The organism is Kitasatospora sp. NPDC043950, assembly GCF_056435345.1.
Map to the genome: position 1 here is coordinate 1 of NZ_JBWKER010000080.1, position 17,752 is coordinate 17,752.

Consider the following 17,752-nt stretch of genomic DNA (forward strand, 5'->3'; position numbering starts at 1 on the left):
CTCCCCCCTCTTCCCAACAACCCAGGCCCGAACACACCCCCGCGGCGGCCACTAAAAAAAAACAGAAAAACCTCGCCCGGGGGGGGGGGGGGGGGCGGGCCCCCCCCCCCCCCCCCACCGCACCGTCCGCCTGAGCCGCCCCCTACCGGGACCCCGCGCGGGGTCGACGGCGGGATCAGGGGTGCTGGAAGGCGACCTCCGGGTCGGCCGGTGACGGGCCGTCGAGCAGCGGCTGCGGGATGCCGCGCAGGTGCAGGTCGAAGAAGGCCCCGACGTAGGCGCGGGTGATCTCCTCCGCGCGCTGTGCCGGGATCGGCACGGCGGGGTCGGTCACGCCCAACTGTGCGGCGAGGACGGGCAGGTCGGTGAAGCTGGAGTGGTCGGAGCCGGCGATGGTCAGCCACCGCTTCCAGCCGTCCAGGCGCGCCCAGTCGCGGTCCCAGCTGGTGTCCGCGCCGCCCGGGCTGTGGTTGGCCAGGGTGCCGAACATGAGGAAGGGGCGGCCCTGGAGGCCGGTGGCGGGAACCGGCGCGAAGAAGGTGCCGTCCATGTTCACCCCGGCTCGTACCCGGTCGTCACCGGCCATGGTCGCGGCGGCGGCGTCACCGCCGATGGAGTGCCCGGCCATGCCGATCCGTTGCGGGTCGATCATGCCGGCGTACCGCCACGGCGAATGACGGTCGGTCAACTGATCGACGACGAAGGAGAGATCCTCGGCCCGGCTCCGGGCTATCGCCTCCAGGCCGTCGAGGGTGGGCGTCTGGTCGCAGACGACGCAGGTGCGGGTCCGTCCGTCGGGGAAGGTCACACCGGTGGACTCGTAGGTGTGGTCGACCAGCGCGACGACGTACCCGCGACTGGCCAGGTCCTCGGCGAGGCCGGTGAGGGTGGCGCGCGGCAGCGTGAGGCCGGGCGAGAGCACCAGCAGGGGGAACCTGCCGCGCTCCGGCCGGGCGTCGGCGTGCGCGTAGGTGCGGGTGCCGCCGAGTGTCTCGGCCGGGACGGCGCCGCCCGGAGCCGTCTGCTGCAGCAGCAGACGGGCCTCCTCGGTGGTCATGTAGGGGGCCGGTCCGCCGGTCCCGGGCCGGGCCGGGTAGTACGTCGACACCATCAGTTCCCGGGCACCCCCGGCCGGCACCCAGGGATCCCGGCGGTGCTGGTCGACGAGGTGCAGGGTGCTGCGTCCGATCGCGTGCGGGCCCGTCGGGCGGGGCAGCTCCAGGTGGACGCCGTACCTGTCCGAGGCCGCGGAGGGAGCTGCGACGGAGGGCCCAGGCGCGGCGAACGCCGCACCCGCCCCGATGATCGGCAGCGGCAGGACGAGCGTGAGCGCGGCGGCCAGGGCAGCACGACGGATTCTGGTCATGTCGGCAACGCTAGTTCGCGGGCGCAGCAGTTGACATCCCCTCAGAGGAGGACGGGGAAGGGGATGAGGCATCCCAGCGGAGGAGGCGGACGGGCCGGCGCAGCAGGCCGGACGGGCCGAGGCGGCGGGCCGTTCCGTCCCCCGCGCGGAACGGCCCGCCGACGGCTCCCGCTACTTCAGCAGGAAGTCGTACACCGCCTGCCGTCCGGCCGGGTTCGCCGCCCGGTTCTGCACCGAGTGCGCCGCCCCGGGCACGATCACGATCTGCGGGTCGTGCGCCAACTTCGCCTGCTGGTACAGCACTTCGTACGGCGTGGCCAGGTCCCGGTCGCCGCCGAGCAGCAGCACCGGCACGTCCGGCAGCCTGCGGTGCTCCGACGGCGCCGGCGGCACCCGCTCGCGCGGCCAGTCGAGGCAGACCAGGAGGCTGCCGAGCCCGGTCGCGGTCGCCGGGTCGTACGGCCAGGTCTGCTCGGCCGTCAACCGCTGCCGGGTGCGCTCCAGCGCCGCCGCGCGGCCCGCGACGGGCGTGTCGGTGGTGCCCCACGGGAAGCGCGAGTCGGCGCACAGGGCGGCGGAGTGCAGCCCCTGGCTGAGCTCCTCGGCCGGGGCGGCGTCGACCTGCTGGTGGACCAAGTCGAAGAAGTCCTGGAGCTTCGCGGGCTGCCCGGCGGCGGCCTCGTGCAGGATCTCCGGGACACCGCCGTAGTCCGGGTCGATGAACTCGTAGCCGGTGAGCGCACTCAGGACCTGCGCCCCGTTGCCGTACCGCCGAACCGTGGCCGCGAGGTCGGCGGCCGGGTCGGTGGTGCAGCCGGTGGCCCGGCAGGCGGCCCGCAGGACCCGGGCACTCGCGGGCAGCGCGGCCAGGTCGAGGGGGTCGAAACCCTGTTGCGGCGCCACCGAGTCGAGCACCAGCCGGGCCACGCGCGCCGGGTGGGCGAGCGCGTACCGCTCGGCGACGATGGTGCCGTACGAGACGCCGTCCAGGGTGAGGCGCCGGTCGCCGAGCGCGCGGCGCAGCAGGTCGATGTCGGCGACGGTGTCCGCGGTGCTGTGGTGGCGGGCGTCGGGGCCCAGGGCGGCGGCGCAGTCGGTGATCGACTGCTTGCGCGGCGCGGCGAGGTCGGAGGAGCCCATGTCCTCCTGGAGGCCCGGGCACTGGAGCGCGCCCCGGCCGGTGCCGCGCTGGTCGTACATCACCAGGCGGTAGTCCTTGAGGACGGGTTCCAGCTTGCCCGCGATCCGCTTGATCGCCGGGACGCCGGGCTGGCCGGGGCCGCCGGTGAGGAAGAGCAGGTCGCCCTTGGGGGCCTTGGTGTTGCCGGTGATAGCCACCTGGAGGTCGAGGGTGCCGGGGGTGGCGCCGCTGTGGTCGAACGGGACGGTGAGGGTCCCGCAGGTGAACTCGGGTGCGTCCGGGCAGGGCGCCTGGCCGGTGATCCCGCCGGCGCGGGCCGGTCCGGCCGTGGCGGCGAAGCCGACTGCGGGGGTGGCCAGGGTGGTCCCGGCGGCCACCGCGGCGGCGCCCAGCAGAGCGGCGATACGGCCGCGCTTGCTCGTCATGTTCGTCCTTCCGCTCGCGCCGCGCCCGGGCCGACGCGGTCACGGAAGCAGCCTGCGCCCCGCGGCACTTCGATGGCGAGCGTCCGGGCGGGATTCGACCTGGAAGGCGGACGGAACCATGTCTGCTACGCCCCCCACACCCTCGTGCTGCGCCACGACGGCACGCCTCGCCGGCGTCCTCAAGAACGGGTGAGGAGTTCGGTGAGGTCCGCCAGCGCGGCGTCCCACCCGTGGGCCAGCACCACGCCGGCGGGGTTCAGTACCACCTCGTCGACTCCGGCCGTCCCGTAGGCGGCGAGCTCGGTCGCCAGCTGGTCCGGCGAGCCGTAGAGGAAGACACCGGACTCGACGAGTTCGCGGGCTCCGGCCACCGGGTCGCGGGTGTCCAGGTGCAGGCCCGCGCGGCGGAGCATGTCGGCGTAGTGCGGCGCGCCCAGGTGCCGGCCGGCGCCGTGCTGGGCCAGCACCATCGGGTGGCGGCCCGGCCGGGCGACGGCGGCGTGCACCACGGTCACCACTCTCGGCGGGGCCGCCACCCGGCCCGTCGTCGCTGCGCCTTCGGCCAGGGCGGGGACGAGGACCTCGGCCACGTACCGGGGCGGGGTCATCCAGGTGATCGCGACGTCCGCGACCCGCCCGGCCGCGCGGGCCATGGCGGGTCGCAGGACGCCCGCGCCCAGCTCGACCGCCGGCGGGGGCTCCCCGTGCGGGAGCCGGAGCCCGGGCGCGGCGGGACCGGGGCCCGGTGCGGGAGGCCCGGCCGACCGGCCGTCCAGCAGCGTGCGGACCGCGCCGACGTAGTCCGCCACGGCCTCGGCCGGCCGGGCGTAGGGGGCGCCCAGCAGGCCACCGACGAACGAGGGTTCGCCCGCGCCGTAGCCGATCACCGGCCGGTGTCCGGTGAGCACGGCCAAGGACTGGGCCTGGGCGGCCGCCTCGAAGGGGTGTCGCAGAGCAGTCAGCGTGACCGAGAGCCCGACCGGGATCCGCTGCCCCGTACCGGCCAGCCAGGCCAGCGCCTGGTGGCTCTCCACCGCCAGGGACTGCCCGAGCCAGAGCCGGTCGGCCGCGCCGGCGTCCACCAGCGAGGCCAGCGCCGTCAGCGCGGTGAGGTCGGCCCGGTCGCGGAGGGCGTGCGGGAAGAGGACGGAGATCCGCATGCCGCTCAGCCGTTCCGCGAGGGGTCGGTGGGGTCGGTGGCCGCGTCGCGCAGCGATCGGGCGACGGAGGCGGCGAGCGCCGGTCCGCCTGATCCGGCCGGGTCGTCCGGGGCGGCCGCGTGTCGCAGTACTCCTTCGGCCACCGCCGCCGCCCGGTGCTGGCCGAAGCTCCGGCCGCGCCACCCGGCCCTGGTGTCGCCGGGCTCGTCGGCGGTGGCGATGCCCGGCCCCAGGGGGCGGGCGAAGACCGAGGTCTGCGTGCCGAGGCCGGGCAGGCCGCGCAGCGCCGCCGCCAAGGCCGTCAACTCGTCGGCGTGGGAGCGGGGGAGGTAGAGCACGACCGCGTCGCGACGCGGGTACGACCAGGGCCGGGACAGCACCTTGGCCCGGTAGCGCAGCGAGCGGGCGGCCAGCTCCCGGAGCAGCGCCGCCCAGAGCGCGGGCGCGGCGGTGGGGTCCTCGACGTGCAGGTAGAGCCGTCGCAGCGACTCGCCCTCGTGCGGCCCGCCGTGCGGCCCGTCCACCAGCAGGAAGCCGGGCGACAGCGCGGGGCGGACGGCAGGCAGCTCGACGGTCACGGACGTGTCCGCCGGTCGCGGGCCGTCGTTCCGGACGGCGGCGGCCGGGACGCGGACCGTCACGCCGCCCAGCTCGACCGTGAACTCCGTGGCGGCGCCCCCGGTTCCGGTCCCGGACTCAGCTCCGGCCCCGGCCCCGGCTCCGGCTGCGGCCCCGGCTCCGGTCGGGACGGCGGCGCGCAGGCGGGCGGGGGCGAGCGTGTCCGCGTGCGGTGTCGCCGAGATCAGCTGCCGCTCGAACTCCACGTCACGGCGGGGCAGTCGGGTGGCGGTGCTGGATCGGTCGAGGCGCGACCGGTCGAGGCCGGCGTGCCACTGCTCGTAGAGCGCCGTGCCCAGGGCGATCCGCAGGCCGCGCGGCGAGTCGGCGCTGATGCGGTGGCCGTCCACCGTGACGGCCTGCGGGTACTCGGTGAGATCGATGCCGGTGAGTGCGGCCGCGAGCTGCTCGGACACGTACGTCATGACGCCACCAGCCCGATCGCCTCGATGAACCGGTCCGGGGCGAGCAGTGCCCCGCGTCCCACACCGGCGATGCCGCGCTGAACCGCGCTCAGGGTGGGCCGGACGCTCGCGGTGGCCATGGTGCGGTCGAAGAGGTGCCAGCCGGCGTACCCGACCACCCGCTCGGCGAGTTCGGGATCGAGCCGGTCGGCGTGCTGCCGGTAGCCCTGCCAGAAGGCGCCGATCACCGGGAGGACGGCGGCCAGTTCGCGCTCTCCGCTGCGCATGAGGGTGCCGTGGGCGTCGGCGGGTCGGCCGCCGTCGGCGTCAGCGTCAGTGAGGTCGGGGTCGGGGTCGGGGTCGGGGTCGGGATCGGTGGCGTCGACCTCCGCATCGACCTCGTCGGTGTCGACGCCGGTGAACATCCGACTCGCCGCGCGGTACAGCCACTGCCCGACGAAGCCGCCGAGGTCGATCGCCGGGTCGGCGAGCTGGAACTCCTCCCAGTCGGTCAGCTGGAGCGTGCCGTCGCAGAGCAGGAACTGGTCCAGCCGCAGGTCGCCGTGGACCGGGAGGTGGTCGGCGGCGGCCGAGCGGGCGTCCAACGCGCGCAGGGCGCCGTGCAGTCGGCGGTCCTGCTGGAGCAGGCCCCAGAGGGCCAGTTCGGCGCCGCTGCTCGCGGTGTACTCGGCCACGGTCAGCGCGGCCAGCCGGTGGCCGGTGCGCGTGCCGGGGCGGGGCTTGGGCCGGACGTCGGCCGTCGGGAAGCCGTGCAGCTCGGCGAGCGCCCGGCCGGCCCGCCGGGCGAGTCCGGTGTCGAAGCCGTCCTCGTCGGCGAGGGTGTTCCCGGTGACGGCATCCACCAGCAGGTCGAAGACCAGCACCAACCGCTTCCGATCGCCGCCGAGCAGCGCCGGCGACTCCCAGGAGAGTGCGCCGGCCCCGGTCCGGGCCGACTCGAAGGCGCAGGAGCGGTCATAGCGGTCGGTTCCGTCGGGGGCCTGGCCGTCGAGCCGTTTGATGAAGACGCCGGTGCCGTCCGTGGTGCGTCCCGCCCACGAGTCGTTGCGGCCGAGATGGCTCACCAGGCTGTCCGGGTCCAGCGGGGCGAAGCCCAACGCGGCCAGTGCCACCGGCACTTCGGGCGCGTACTCGAAGAGGCCCGGGGTGCGGCCGGGGCCGGCCCGGTCGGCTGCCGGCGTTGCCGGTGGAGTCGAGACTGTCGCTGCCATGGCGGCCACGCTAGGGATCCCGGCCGGCGGTCACCACAGGCAGGATCCTGTCATGCCCGAGCGGGCAAGGGGGCAGGATGCCCCACTTTCCTGCTACTGGGCACCGGCATCGAACGCCTGATCTGCTGGGGGCGGTCGAGGAACCCGCTCCTCGACCGAAATCCGAAGCCGAATCCGGGCCCGATCCGGGCCCGAATCCGACGAGTCGAGAGGATGACCATGAGCTCTGCTGACCTGATGGGCGGCTACGCCGCCTACACCACCCCGAACGCGGCGATCGAGGAGCTCGCCAGCACCGGCATCACGGCCGAGTTGGAGTTCACCCCGGTCCTCACGGTCACCCCGTGGACCGAGGCGATCTCCCTGGTGGTGGTCTCCATCGCCACCCAGCTGTGATCCGCTCGCAGACCTGATTTCCCTTCCATCTCAAGGGAGTTCGACATGAGTACTGCTGACCTGATGGGCGGCTACGCCGCCTACACCACGCCGAACGCCGCGATCGCGGAGCTCGCCAGCACCGGCGTCGCCGGCGTCCCGGCGGAGCTGGAGGTCACCCCGACCGTCTCGCTCGTCGTCCTCTCGCTCGTCACGATCACCATCATCGGCTGACGGACTCGTCGAGCGTCACGTCGTCCGGGCCCCGCGGCACGCTGCGGGCGGGGCCCGGCCGGCGGCCGGAGCGGTGCACCCAGCCGGCGACGCCGACCCGCGAGGAGCACTGCAACCGCCGCATCGTCTCGCGGAGGTGGTTGACCACCGTCCACTCCGAGATGCCCAGGCGGCGCGCGATCTGATGGTTGCTCAGTCCGTCGGCCACCAGGAGCGATACCTCCAGTTGGCGGCTGGTCAGTTGCCGCCCCGGCGGCGCCTCGGCGGAGTCCGGCTCGGCGAGGGGGAGGGCGAGGGAGAAGGAGCAGAGCAGGTCCAGGAGCGCGGTGGCCGCGCCGGTTGCCAGCGCGTGGGCGAACTCGTCCTCGGCGAGTCTGCGGCGGATGCCGGGCAGCAGCCGAGCGGTGGCCAGGTCGGGATCCGCGGGGTCGCCGGGAATGCCGGCTCGCCCCGGATGGAAGCTGCCCAGCAGCCGGGCGGCGTCGGTCGCCCGCGCCGGTGCGGGGCGCAGCGGACTCGCGACCAGGCCGACCAGCGCACCGAGCGTGGCGACTGCGCCGAGTGGGCGCAGGTGGGCCAGCCCCTCGACGTAGTGGGCGCGGGACGCGGACGGATCGCCGCCGGCGGCGGCGATCAGGCCCAGGTGCAGCAGGGCCGTGCCGACCAGCAGCACGTCCCCACGGCGCCGGGCCGCGGTCAGCACCCGGCCCGCCAGTGCGGCGCCGCGCCCGCTCCGGCCGACCCGAAGCTCGACCAGGGCGGCCTCCAACTCAACGCGCAGGGCCGCCGGTTCGTCGTCGGCCGCACGGAGGAGCGCTGCTGCCCCGGTGAGGGCGGCGAGCGCTCGGTCGGGGTCCCGGTCGCATCCGGTCAGGCCCCGCAGCCGCAGGAGTCGGGCCGCCGTGGAGGGTTCATCGGGCGTGGTCCGGGATCGGTCGGGCACGGATGAGGCCGCCCCGGCCTCGTCCAGCAGGGCACTCGCCAACTCGTGGTCGCCGTCGAGCAGTCGGGCCTCGGCGCGGATCAGCGCGAGCCGGACCCGCGCTCGCCCGCCGGTGATGCCGGTGATGCCGGTGGGATCGGCGGGATCGGTGGGACTGGTGACGCCGAGCGGCACGGCGGGCCGGTCGGCCCAGTCCGGGCCGAGGCCGACGAGTCGGGCGTGGGCGAGCAACTGCTCCATCAGGTCGAGGGCCTCGGCGGTGAACCCGTGCCGGGTCAGCGTGCCGACCGCCAGCCGGAGGTTGGCCTCCTCGACGCGCAGGGCGAGCAGGGCCGTCGGCTGGTCGCCGGCGGCCAGCCGCCGGGCGGCTCCGGCTGCGAGCCGGGCGTAGTAGCGCGCATGGCGGAGCGCGAGGACGACGAGCGGGCCGCCGGCGGGCCGAACCTCGGGAAGGTCGCCGAACGGCACGTACAGTCGCGTCTCGGCCGCACCGTCCAGTCGGCCGGACGGCCGGTCCTCCAGCGTCAGCGACTGCCGGTCGAACAGGGCTTCCAGCGCCGCCGGGAAGGCGCTCGGCGCGATCCCGGACACCACCCGGAGCGCCTCGGGCCCGGACCCGCCGGCGAACAGGGGTGTGCAGGACATCAGCCGCGCCGCGTCGGCGCCGAGCGGGCCGCACCGTCCTGATGGTCGCCCTACCTCCCGTCCTACCTCCCGTCCTTCCTCCCGTCCCGGCAACCGGTCCGGCGCCCGGTCCGCCGGCGGAACGGGCGGCTCGGCATAGGCGGCCACCAGGCGGCCTCCCCCCGCCCCGCCGAGTGCGGCCAGCACGGTGCCGACACCCTCCAGCGCCGCCACCCGGGCCGCGAGCACCAACGCACCCGGCAGGCCCCGGAGTTCCACGCAGATCCGGCCCACGGTCTGCTGGTTCCGGGAGGTCACCGTGAAGCCCGGGCTCCAGGCCCGCCGGGCAGCCGTGAAGGCCTTTACCGCGGGGGTACGGCAGAAGGCATCCAGGTCGGTCGGTGACCAGTCCACCGGAACGGCCAGTGGGTCCACCCGGTACGCCACGCCGACGCCGGCGGGTGACAGCCGACCGGTGGCGAGCAGCTTCGCCCCACGCGGCGCACAGCGGGCCAGCAGCGCCAGGTAGTCGTCCGGCTCGACCTGATCAGCCATCAGCAGCTCGGCTGGTCCCGGAGTTCCCGCCGCCCCGCCCGCCGCCCGGTACTGCTCGGCGACCGCGAACGCCAGCCGGGTCTTGCCGCTGCCCGGTAGGCCGTGCAGCAGCACGCCGGGTACGGCGGGGTCGGCGAGCAGCCGCAGCAGTTCGGCCGTCTCACGTGCTCGCCCGAACAGTTCGCCCGTGAAGGCCCGGTGGTCCGCAGGTTCCTGCTGGGGGACGCCGGACTCGAACAAGATGGTCATGGACGGCTCCAGAGCTGGCTCCGCCCGCCTACACAGCGCGGGCGCGCCGGCGGGATCGTCCGTACTGATCCTGGACGGCGGCGCCGACCGGCGGTATCCCAGACTTCTGGGACGCCGCCGGTTCAGCATCGGCACGCGGCCAGGCTCAACCCCTCGCCCGGACCGGCCTGCCGTTCGGTTCCGGACTCACCGCAGCCCCCGGTGCCGACGGCGGCGGCCCACGTGGTGGTGCCCGTGGCGCCGTCGCCACCGCCGTCGACCGGCTCCCGCCGCCGATGCTCCGGCCGCCGACGCTCCGGTGGACCGGGACGAGTCGGCCAAGGCGTCCTCCGACTCCCGCCCGGAGTCCTTCGATCCCGCGGGCAGCACGTCGATCCGGCCCATCTGGCCGTGCGAGGAGTGCACCATGTGGTGGCAGTGGTAGACGTACTCGCCCGGGTACTGGCCCCAGGTCATGGCGATCCGGACGCTCTCCCCCGGGTGGACCGTGACGGTGTCCTTCAGCCCGGCCTCGGCCGGTCCGACCGGCACCCCGTCACGGTCCAGCACGCGGAACTGCACCAGGTGGGTGTGGAAGGAGTGGGGGGCGTGGAAGACCCCGGCCGGCTGGCGGGTGAGGTGGTTGCGGATCGTCCAGATCTCGCTGCTGCCGACGGTGGTCCGCACGTCGGTGCGCTTCGGGTCGTACTTGCGCCCGTTGATCCTGGCGTCCGGGAAGGTCGTCAGCGCGAACTCCCGGTGCACCGTCGCCTTCGGGATCGGCGGCAGGGTGGCCAGGACGTCCGGGATCCGGCTCCGGTCCTCGGCCGTCCGGGTGATGTCGAAGCGCAGCACCTCGGTCCGCTCGCTCTCCAGCGCGGCCGTGTTCTCCAGCACCACCGATCCGCCGACCGGGTAGCGGGCGAAGTCGACCACGATCTCGGCGCGCTCCGCGCCGGTCAGGGTCAGCTCGTGCACCGTCACCGGCGCGGCGAGCAGTCCGCCGTCCGAGGCGATCTGGGTGAACGGCTGGCCGTCGGCGAGACGCAGCGACACATGGCGGTTGGGCGAGACGTTGAAGACCCGCAGCCGGTACTTGCGCGCGGCCACCTGGAAGTAGGGCCGCTCCTTGCCGTTGACCAGCATGTGCGGGCACGCGTACGGGTCGGTGTAGACCAGCCTGCCGTCGGTCTCGATCCGGGCGTCCCGGATCAGCAGCGGGATGTCGAACTCGCCGTTCGGCAGCGGCAGGCCGCTCTCGTGCGGGTCGCTGAGCAGGTAGGCGCCGGCCAGGCCGCGGTAGACGTTCTCGGCCTCCAGCTCGTGCGCGTGGTCGTGGTACCAGAGCGAGGCGGCCACCTGCTCGTTGGGGTAGCGGTACTCGCGGGTCTCGCCGGGCTTGACGAGGTCCATCGGCAGGCCGTCGTAGCGCGAGTGCACATGGCCGCCGTGCAGGTGGACGGAGGTGTGCACGCGCAGGTCGTTGGTCTGCTGGACCACCACCTCCCGCCCTCTGACCGCCCGGATGGTCGGGCCGGGGAAGCAGCCGCCGAAGGTCCGGACGGTGGTCAGCAGCCCCTTGACGATCTCCGCCTGGGTGTCGGCCATCCGTAGCCGGTACAGGTCCGAGGAGTCCGTCCGCGACACCGGGCTCAGCACGGGGGGTACCGGCATGGCGTGCTCGAAGGGGGTGATCCGGGCGGCCGACCGCTTGGCCTCCGACCTGGGCGGCGCGGCTTGCGGGGCCGGGGCGGCCTGCGCGGCCGACAACGCCAGGGACGAGACCCGGGCCCCGCCCGGTGCGCGGTCCCAGGGGAAGAGGACCGCCGGACCGCCTATCGCGGCGGCTTTCAAAAGGTCTCGTCGGTTCAGCATTCCCGGTCTTTCCGTCCAGGGCCGGACGGTCGGTGCGCCGCCGGGCCAGTGGTCGCCGGTCGTGGTTTCCGGCGGCCCTGCTCGGTGGCCGCCGCGCGCACGACGGCGCGGGCCGGGCGTGTCGGACCGTAGCGCCGACGCGACGTTCCGTCACTGCCCGTTGGCTCAGTATCGGCGAGCTTCGCGCGCTCCGCAGCGCGACCGCACCTGCCCGGGCCCCGGTCGGCACTGGCGTCGGGCCCGGAACGACTGACGCGGGGGCCGGGCACCTGGTGGGCACCGGAGCGGCCGGTCGGCACTGGCGTCGGGCCGACCGGCCCCGGCCGCCGTTCAGGATTCGGGCGACGCCCAGGTGCCCAGGGACATCTCGGCGGTGATCCCCGGGCCGAACCCGGCCAGCAGCCCCTGGTGGCCGTCGAGGGCCGACTTCTCGTCGAACATCCGGGCCAGGGCGTCGAGCACGACCGCACTGGCGATGTTGCCGTACTGGGTGAGGGTGGCCCGGCTGAAGCGGAACGCCTCGGGCGGCACCTCCAGGAAGCGGCTGAGGTCGTCCAGGATCCGTGGGCCACCGGCGTGGACGATGTAGAAGTCCAGCGTGCCCACGTCCCACTGGTGCTGCTCCGCCACCGCGCGCAGGGCCGGGCTGAGCGGCTCCATCGTCCCCGGCACCCTCTTGTCCAGCTGGAAGTGGAATCCGGTGGGGCGGACCGCGTAGGAGATCCACTCCTCGGTGTCCGGGATGAGGTACGAGCCGTTGCGTTCCAGCCGCATTCCGGTCCCGCCCTCGCCCCGGACCACGGCGGCGGCGATCCCGTCGCCGAACAGGCCGTTGGACAGCAGCGAGCCCACGCCCAGGTCCGTGGGCTGGTAGCACAGCGAGCAGAACTCGCAGGCCACGATCAGCACGTTGGCGCCCGGGTAGGCCGAACAGAAGTCATGGGCCCGGTTCACCGCCGCGCCGCCGGCCGCACACCCCAGTTGGGCGATCGGCAGCTGCCGGGTCTCCGGCCGGAAGCCCAGCCTGTTGATCAGCCACGCCGTGAGCGACGGCATCATGAAACCGGTGCACGACACATAGACGATCAAGTCGATCTGGGACGGCTCCACTTGGGCCTGTTCGAGGGCCCTGAGCACCACCGCCGGGACGCGGGCCTTCGACTCCGTCGCGAAGACGGCGCTCCGTTCGTCCCACCCCGGGTGCTTCAGCACCACCTCGATGGGTTGGATCAGGTGCCGCTTGCGCACTCCGGTGTTCTTGATGAGACGCAGCGCCAGTTCGAGCTGTGGGTGGTCGGGGTGGAGCCTGCGCGCCAGCTCGATGGTCTCCTCGTTGGTGATGACGTGCTCGGGTACGTCTATCGCCGGTTTGCACAGAACTGCCACGGCACTTCCTCCAGACGAGCGGTGTTCCCGGTGCGACCCTGGCGGGGCGGGATTTCACCACTCGACGGCAGCCGCTGCGAGCCGGACGCGCGGAGGGCGCGGGCGGCGGGACGCACCGGGCGGGACCCAACTCAGTGGCCGACGAGCCGACCGGGCGAGGATCGGATGATCGCGGTACGGGCGGTCGTGCTGGTCGCAAGTTGGTTCAGGCCACCTAGCCCAATTTACGGAAGGCGGGCCCGTCCCGCATGTCGGCCCGCACACCCCGGGGTGTGCGGGCCGACGTGCGCGGTGTTGCCGGCGGCGGGTGGCGGCGGGCGGGCGCCGGAGCGTGGGGGCACCGTCACCAGGTGACCGGCAGCGCCAGCGGATAGCGCCAGATGGACGTGGTGTTCCACGCCAGCTCCGCGGCCGGCTTCGCCAGCGCGATCCTGGGGAAGCGCTCCAGCAGGGTCCCGAGGGCGACTTCGAGTTCGGTGATGGCCAGCGGCGCGCCGAGGCAGTGGTGCGCGCCCCAGCCGAAGGTCATGTGGGAGGGGCTGGTCCGCTCCAGGTCCAGCTCGTCGGGCCGGTCGAACCGGCGGCCGTCCCGGTTGGCCGTCAGGTAGGAGACGTGCACGATGTCCCCCGCCGGGATCGTCACCCCGCTCAGCTCCACGTCCTCAAGGGCCACCCGGGGGATGCCGACGCCCTTGCGGAAGGGGATGAAGCGCAGCAGCTCCTGGAGCGTCCGGGAGAGCGTCTCGGGCCGCTCGCGCAGTGCGGCGAGCACGTCGGGGCGGCTGAGGATGGTGTACGAGAGGTTGCCGAGCTCGTACGTCGTGGTGTCCTGGCCCGTGATCAGCAGGACCATGGCCATCACGGTGAGTTCCTTCTCGTCGAGGACCTCGTCGCCGTCGCGGGCCGTGGCCAGCACGCTGATCAGGTCGTCGCCGGGGTTCCTGCGCCGTTCGGCGGTCAGCTCGGCGAAGTACGCCCGCAGGTCGGCCTTGGCCCGTACCGCGTTCGGCTTGTTGGCCAGGCTCACGTCCATCATCGTCCGGGCGTTGGCGCGCAGCCGGGCGCTGTCGGCCTCGGGGATCTCCAGGACCTCGCAGATCGTGATCAGCGGGAGCGGGTGGGCCAGGTGCTCCATGAGGTCGGCCGGGGGCCCCTGGTCCCGCATGCGGTCCAGCAGCCCGTTCACCACGTGCTGGGTGCGGTCCCTCATCCGCTCGATGTGGTCGGGGGTGAAGCCCTTGGACACCAGGCTGCGCAGGCGGGCGCTGGCGGGAGGGTCCATGACGTTGATCGCCTCGGCCTGGACGATCGGCTCGGGGGTCATCCGCGGGAAGTCCCGGCCGACGATGGCGTGGCGGCTGAACCGCCGGTCGGTGGTGACCGTGCGCACGTCGTCGTACCCCGTGACGAGCCAGGCCTCCCCCTCGCCGTAGGGGAGGCGGATGCGGCTGACCGGTGCGTCGTTCATGAGCTGCCGGAGCGTCGGGTCGAACTCTAGGGTCTCGGCGAAGTCGAACGGGCAGTTCCGTGCGCTGGAGTCGGTGGACATGCGGACCTCCAGGTCTGGGCCGCGCGGGCCGGATGGGGGGAGGCGGACGGAATGCACCGGTACCCGATCGGTCGGCCGCACACACCGACGGACGGGCGAGAGCGCCGGTAATTCATCCGGTCTGATCAGCGGCTCGGCTCCACCCGCGCCGGGGCCTGCCACCGGTCCGCTGGTCCGTGGCAGGCCCCGGCCCCGGGTGCCTCAGCCCTCCCCGGCGGCCCGGTACCCGTGCCGGAAGAGCGGGGCGCGGGTGTCGAAGGGCACGTCCTCGCGGGAGGCGGCGACGGCGGCGTCCGAGCGGGGGAGGTCGAACGGGAGCGTCGCGGTCATCGGGGCCCGGCCGAGCGCGGCGTCCAGCACGACCTCGTCCGCGGCGCCGAACTCGCCGATCAGCAGCACCGCGTGCGGGGCGAGCGGGGTGAGCACGGCGGGCCGCTCCAGCTGGGCGGCGAACACCGTGGGCACGGTGGCGGCCAGCGCGGTGAGGCGGTCGACCTCGGCCGACTCGAACTCCAGCGAGCCGCTGTGGAAGTGCTGCTCCAGCAGCCCTTCGCGCCGCTCGTACGGGGTGGCGAGGCGGATCACGGCCAGCTCGGCCCGCTCCGGCTCCTCGACGAGGGTGCCGTACCCGGCGGCGACGGCGGGGTCGATGCCCTCGACGTACAGCCGGGTGGCGGGGCGCGGCTCGCCGGCCAGGTGGACCACCGAGCGGCGCTGGACCTCGCGGCCGAGCGCCCGGCCCTCCGGGGCGCCGACCAGGTCGGCGGCGGCCTCCGGGTCGACGTACGGGTCGGCGAAGAGGCCGAGGCGGAACTTGTCGCGCAGGATGCGGCGGACCGACTCGTCGAGCCGGGCCTCGGTGACGGCGCCGGAACGGACGGCGGCCAGGATCAGCTCCGGGTCCGTCTCGCCGCCGAGCTGGTCGGCGCCCGCGTCCAGGGTGAGCACGACCTGCTCGGCGACGGACAGCTCCTCGACGCCCCAGTGCCGCGGGGGCAGCGTGACCACTCCGGGGACGTCCATGCCGGTGATGGCGTTGAAGTCGGTGCAGACCACGCCGTCGAAGCCGTAGCGCCCGCGCAGCAGGCCGGTGATGACGTCCCGGTTGAAGTTGGCGCCGACCTCGGCGAGGCCGCTGCCGGAGGGGATCGCGTAGGCGGGCATGATCTGCGCGGTGCCCGCGGCGAAGGCGGCCTCGAAGGGGCGCAGGTGGGTCTCGAACTCGCCGCCGGGGTAGACCAGTCGGCGGCCGGCGGCGAAGTGGGAGTCCTCGCCGGCGGCCTGCGGGCCGCCGCCGGGGAAGTGCTTGGTCATGCAGGCGACGCTGTCCGGGCCGATCGGCCCGCCCTGGAGACCCTCGATGTAGGCGGTGATCATCCGCGAGGCGCGCTCCGGGTCCTCCCCGAAGGTGCCGCTGATCCGGGCCCAGCGGGGCTCGGTGGCGAGGTCGGCCATCGGGTGGATGGCGACCCGGATGCCGACGGCGCACAGCTCGCGGCGGATCAGGTCGGCGTAGCGCCGCACCAGGTCGGGGTCGTCGGTGGCGGCGAGTCCGATCGGCTCGGGGCCGGTGCTGAAGCCGCCACCGGTGTGGGCGGTGGCCGGGTTGGCGGTGAAGCCGTGCCGGGGGTCGGAGGAGAGGGTGACGGGGATGCCCAGCCGCCCGGCCGCGGCGAGGTCCTGGACGTGGTTGTTCCACTCGGCCATCGCGCGCGGGTCGGGGACGGCCATCATGGCGAAGTGGGTGAGGCCGCGCTCGGTGATCAGGCGGGCGCCGGAGGGGAACGGGCCCTGGTCGCCGGGGAGCATCCGGCCGTGCAGCATCAGCGCGGCCTTCTCCTGCAAGGTCATCCGGGTGAGGAGGTCCTCGACCCGCTCCTCGACGGGCAGCCGCGGGTCCTCGTAGGGCTCCATGGTGCCGTTGTGGTTGAGGTCGCGGAAGGGCGTGCCGTCGGTGTGCCGCAGCAGGGTCAGCATGCCGTCACCTCGGCGGTGTTCGACGCGGCGGTACGGGCCTCGGTGCTGGCGGCGGTACCGGCCTCGGTGCTGGCGGCGGCGCGGGCGGCGGCCTTGGCGCGGAAGCCGTCCAGGGTCTCGGCGGTGACCCCGCAGGCGGTCAGGAAGCCCTCGGCGCCGCCGTGCTTGGCGCGGACCAGGTCGAGGAAGGTGCTCATCGCCCCGGCGGGCGCCTCCAGCAGCGGGGCGGGGACGACCAGCCGGCCGGCCTCGACCTCGTTGAGGGCGGCGCGGTTGCGGTCGGCGAGGCCGGCCCAGATCTGCTCGATCGCCTCGTTGGTGCGGGCGTAGTCGGCGACGATCTCCTCGGCGGGCACCCCGAGCAGCTCCAGCAGCAGCGCGGTGAGCAGCCCGGTGCGGTCCTTGCCGGCCGCGCAGTGCACCAGCACGCCGCCCGGGCGGACGGTGGCCTCGGCGGCGGCGGCCAGCCCCTGCGGCGCGGACTCGGCCATCAGCAGGTAGAAGGCGCCGAGGTCCTCGGCGGTGGTCATGGCCCGCATGGCCTGCGCCAGTTCGTCGTTGGTCGGCTCGATCCGGGCGAGGACGACGGCGATGCCGGCGGCCTCGGCGGCGGCCCAGTCCTCGGGGCGGCTCTCGGACTCGCCCCGGAGGTCGACGATGGTGGTGATGCCGTGCTCGCGCAGCTGGGCGACGACGGCCTCGTCGGCGGCGGGGAAGGGCTGGGCGGAGCGGAACAGGGTGCCGGGGCGGATCCACCGGCTCGCGGGGTCGGCGAGCGCTGCGGGGTCGCGGAAGTTGACCAGGGACATGCGGGGGGCCTTTCAGGAAGTGCGAAGCAGGTGGTGAAGGTGCGCGGCGGGCCGCACGAGGGGGGGAGAGAAAGGGCAGGGCCGGCGGCGAAAGGGCGCGCGGTGCCGTCCGGACGGCCGACGGCATCGCCCAGTGGTGACGGGGTGTAGGGGTGACGGGGTGTAGGGGTGTCGGCTCGGGTCAGCCGGTGGTGTCGAGCACGTCCCGGTAGGCCTTGTGCCAGTCGGCCACCGTGCCGGTCTCGGACGCGATCAGGACGTGGTGGCGCACCATGCCGCCGAACTGCGCGCCGAGCGCGGTCGGACGCAGGTCGGTGGCCGGGTCCACGCCGAGCCGCTCGGCCGCGATGGTGACGGTGCGTTCGGTGAAGCTGTCGATCACGACCACGGCGTAGTTGTGCACGGAACCCTGCACCTCGATCAGGCTCCGGCGCAGCCGGCGGCGGCGCTCGGTGTGCTCGACGGGCTCTTCCAGCCGGCCGCCGGTGGCGGTCAGCGCGTGGTCGAGCGCGGCCCAGAGCGGGAGTTCGGCGGGGGCGGCGGCGAAGGCGTCGAGGATGGCCTGGCCGAAGTCCCAGCCGAACAGCAGAGCCTCCTTGGCCGGGTAGTAGCGGAAGAACGTGCGGTGGGCGATGTCGGCGCGGCGGCAGATCTGGTCCACGGTGGTGCGCTCGAACCCCTGCTCCTCGAAGAGGTCGAGCGCCGCGGTGCGGATGGTGTCGCGGGTGCGCGCCTTCTTGCGGTCGCGCATGCCCTGCTCCGCCGCGGTGTCCGTCCCCTGCATGGTTCTTCCGTTTCCTCTCGGTGAGTTGAGTGTGGATGGGGCCGCCGAGGGGGCGGCTGTCAGTACC

At 74.2% G+C, this 17,752-nt stretch carries 13 protein-coding genes and 1 pseudogene; 2 read left to right on the forward strand and 12 right to left on the reverse strand.

The window, feature by feature from the left end:
* Positions 1-175: 175 nt before the first annotated feature.
* The 5 genes from AC07BF_RS34665 to AC07BF_RS34685 form a co-directional block, all read right to left on the reverse strand.
* The gene (locus AC07BF_RS34665; protein ID WP_400988898.1) at positions 176-1,366 is read right to left on the reverse strand and encodes an alpha/beta hydrolase family protein; all 1,191 of its coding nucleotides are present in this window, start codon (positions 1,364-1,366) and stop codon (positions 176-178) included.
* A gap of 171 nt (positions 1,367-1,537) precedes the next feature.
* Complete coding sequence (locus tag AC07BF_RS34670) at positions 1,538-2,932, reverse strand: alpha/beta hydrolase (protein WP_478334407.1); 1,395 nt, start codon at positions 2,930-2,932, stop codon at positions 1,538-1,540.
* Positions 2,933-3,111: 179 nt separating this feature from the next.
* Positions 3,112-4,092 (reverse strand): LLM class flavin-dependent oxidoreductase, encoded by a 981-nt coding sequence (locus tag AC07BF_RS34675; RefSeq protein WP_478334408.1) that lies wholly within the window; start codon positions 4,090-4,092, stop codon positions 3,112-3,114.
* 5 nt (positions 4,093-4,097) lie between these two features.
* A complete protein-coding gene (locus AC07BF_RS34680) occupies positions 4,098-5,135 on the reverse strand; it encodes a T3SS effector HopA1 family protein (RefSeq protein ID WP_478334409.1) in 1,038 nt (345 codons plus the stop codon).
* Positions 5,132-6,346 carry a choline kinase gene (locus tag AC07BF_RS34685; protein ID WP_478334410.1) on the reverse strand — a complete coding sequence of 405 codons (1,215 nt, stop codon included), beginning with the start codon at positions 6,344-6,346 and terminating at the stop codon, positions 5,132-5,134. Before AC07BF_RS34685 ends, AC07BF_RS34680 begins: the two co-directional genes overlap by 4 nt.
* Positions 6,347-6,565: 219 nt before the next feature.
* On the opposite strand from AC07BF_RS34685, the gene AC07BF_RS34690 reads away from it, so the two are divergent.
* The gene (locus AC07BF_RS34690) at positions 6,566-6,742 is read left to right on the forward strand and encodes a hypothetical protein (RefSeq protein ID WP_350876063.1); all 177 of its coding nucleotides are present in this window, start codon (positions 6,566-6,568) and stop codon (positions 6,740-6,742) included.
* Positions 6,743-6,787: 45 nt separating this feature from the next.
* Positions 6,788-6,955: a hypothetical protein gene (locus AC07BF_RS34695; protein WP_350876060.1), complete on the forward strand. Its 168-nt coding sequence runs from the start codon at positions 6,788-6,790 to the stop codon at positions 6,953-6,955.
* Here the strand turns inward: AC07BF_RS34695 and AC07BF_RS34700 are convergent.
* The 7 genes and pseudogenes from AC07BF_RS34700 to AC07BF_RS34730 all read right to left on the reverse strand — a co-directional run bounded on the left by AC07BF_RS34700 (position 6,945) and on the right by AC07BF_RS34730 (position 17,685).
* Positions 6,945-9,326 (reverse strand): LuxR C-terminal-related transcriptional regulator, encoded by a 2,382-nt coding sequence (locus AC07BF_RS34700; RefSeq protein ID WP_478318614.1) that lies wholly within the window; start codon positions 9,324-9,326, stop codon positions 6,945-6,947. The two genes, AC07BF_RS34695 and AC07BF_RS34700, sit on opposite strands and share 11 nt — an antisense overlap.
* Positions 9,327-9,512: 186 nt before the next feature.
* A complete protein-coding gene (locus AC07BF_RS34705) occupies positions 9,513-11,180 on the reverse strand; it encodes a multicopper oxidase family protein (RefSeq protein ID WP_400809415.1) in 1,668 nt (555 codons plus the stop codon).
* Positions 11,181-11,510: 330 nt separating this feature from the next.
* Positions 11,511-12,575, reverse strand: a pseudogene (locus tag AC07BF_RS34710) (type III polyketide synthase); the annotation flags it as partial.
* A 334-nt stretch (positions 12,576-12,909) separates the two neighbouring features.
* Positions 12,910-14,115 (reverse strand): cytochrome P450, encoded by a 1,206-nt coding sequence (locus tag AC07BF_RS34715; RefSeq protein WP_363581019.1) that lies wholly within the window; start codon positions 14,113-14,115, stop codon positions 12,910-12,912.
* A 201-nt stretch (positions 14,116-14,316) separates the two neighbouring features.
* Positions 14,317-16,092 carry a glycoside hydrolase family 3 protein gene (locus tag AC07BF_RS34720; protein ID WP_478334411.1) on the reverse strand — a complete coding sequence of 592 codons (1,776 nt, stop codon included), beginning with the start codon at positions 16,090-16,092 and terminating at the stop codon, positions 14,317-14,319.
* The gene (locus tag AC07BF_RS34725) at positions 16,086-16,901 is read right to left on the reverse strand and encodes a tyrosine-protein phosphatase (RefSeq protein WP_363581015.1); all 816 of its coding nucleotides are present in this window, start codon (positions 16,899-16,901) and stop codon (positions 16,086-16,088) included. Before AC07BF_RS34725 ends, AC07BF_RS34720 begins: the two co-directional genes overlap by 7 nt.
* A 181-nt stretch (positions 16,902-17,082) precedes the next feature.
* Positions 17,083-17,685: a TetR family transcriptional regulator gene (locus AC07BF_RS34730; protein ID WP_363581013.1), complete on the reverse strand. Its 603-nt coding sequence runs from the start codon at positions 17,683-17,685 to the stop codon at positions 17,083-17,085.
* Positions 17,686-17,752 lie beyond the last annotated feature (67 nt).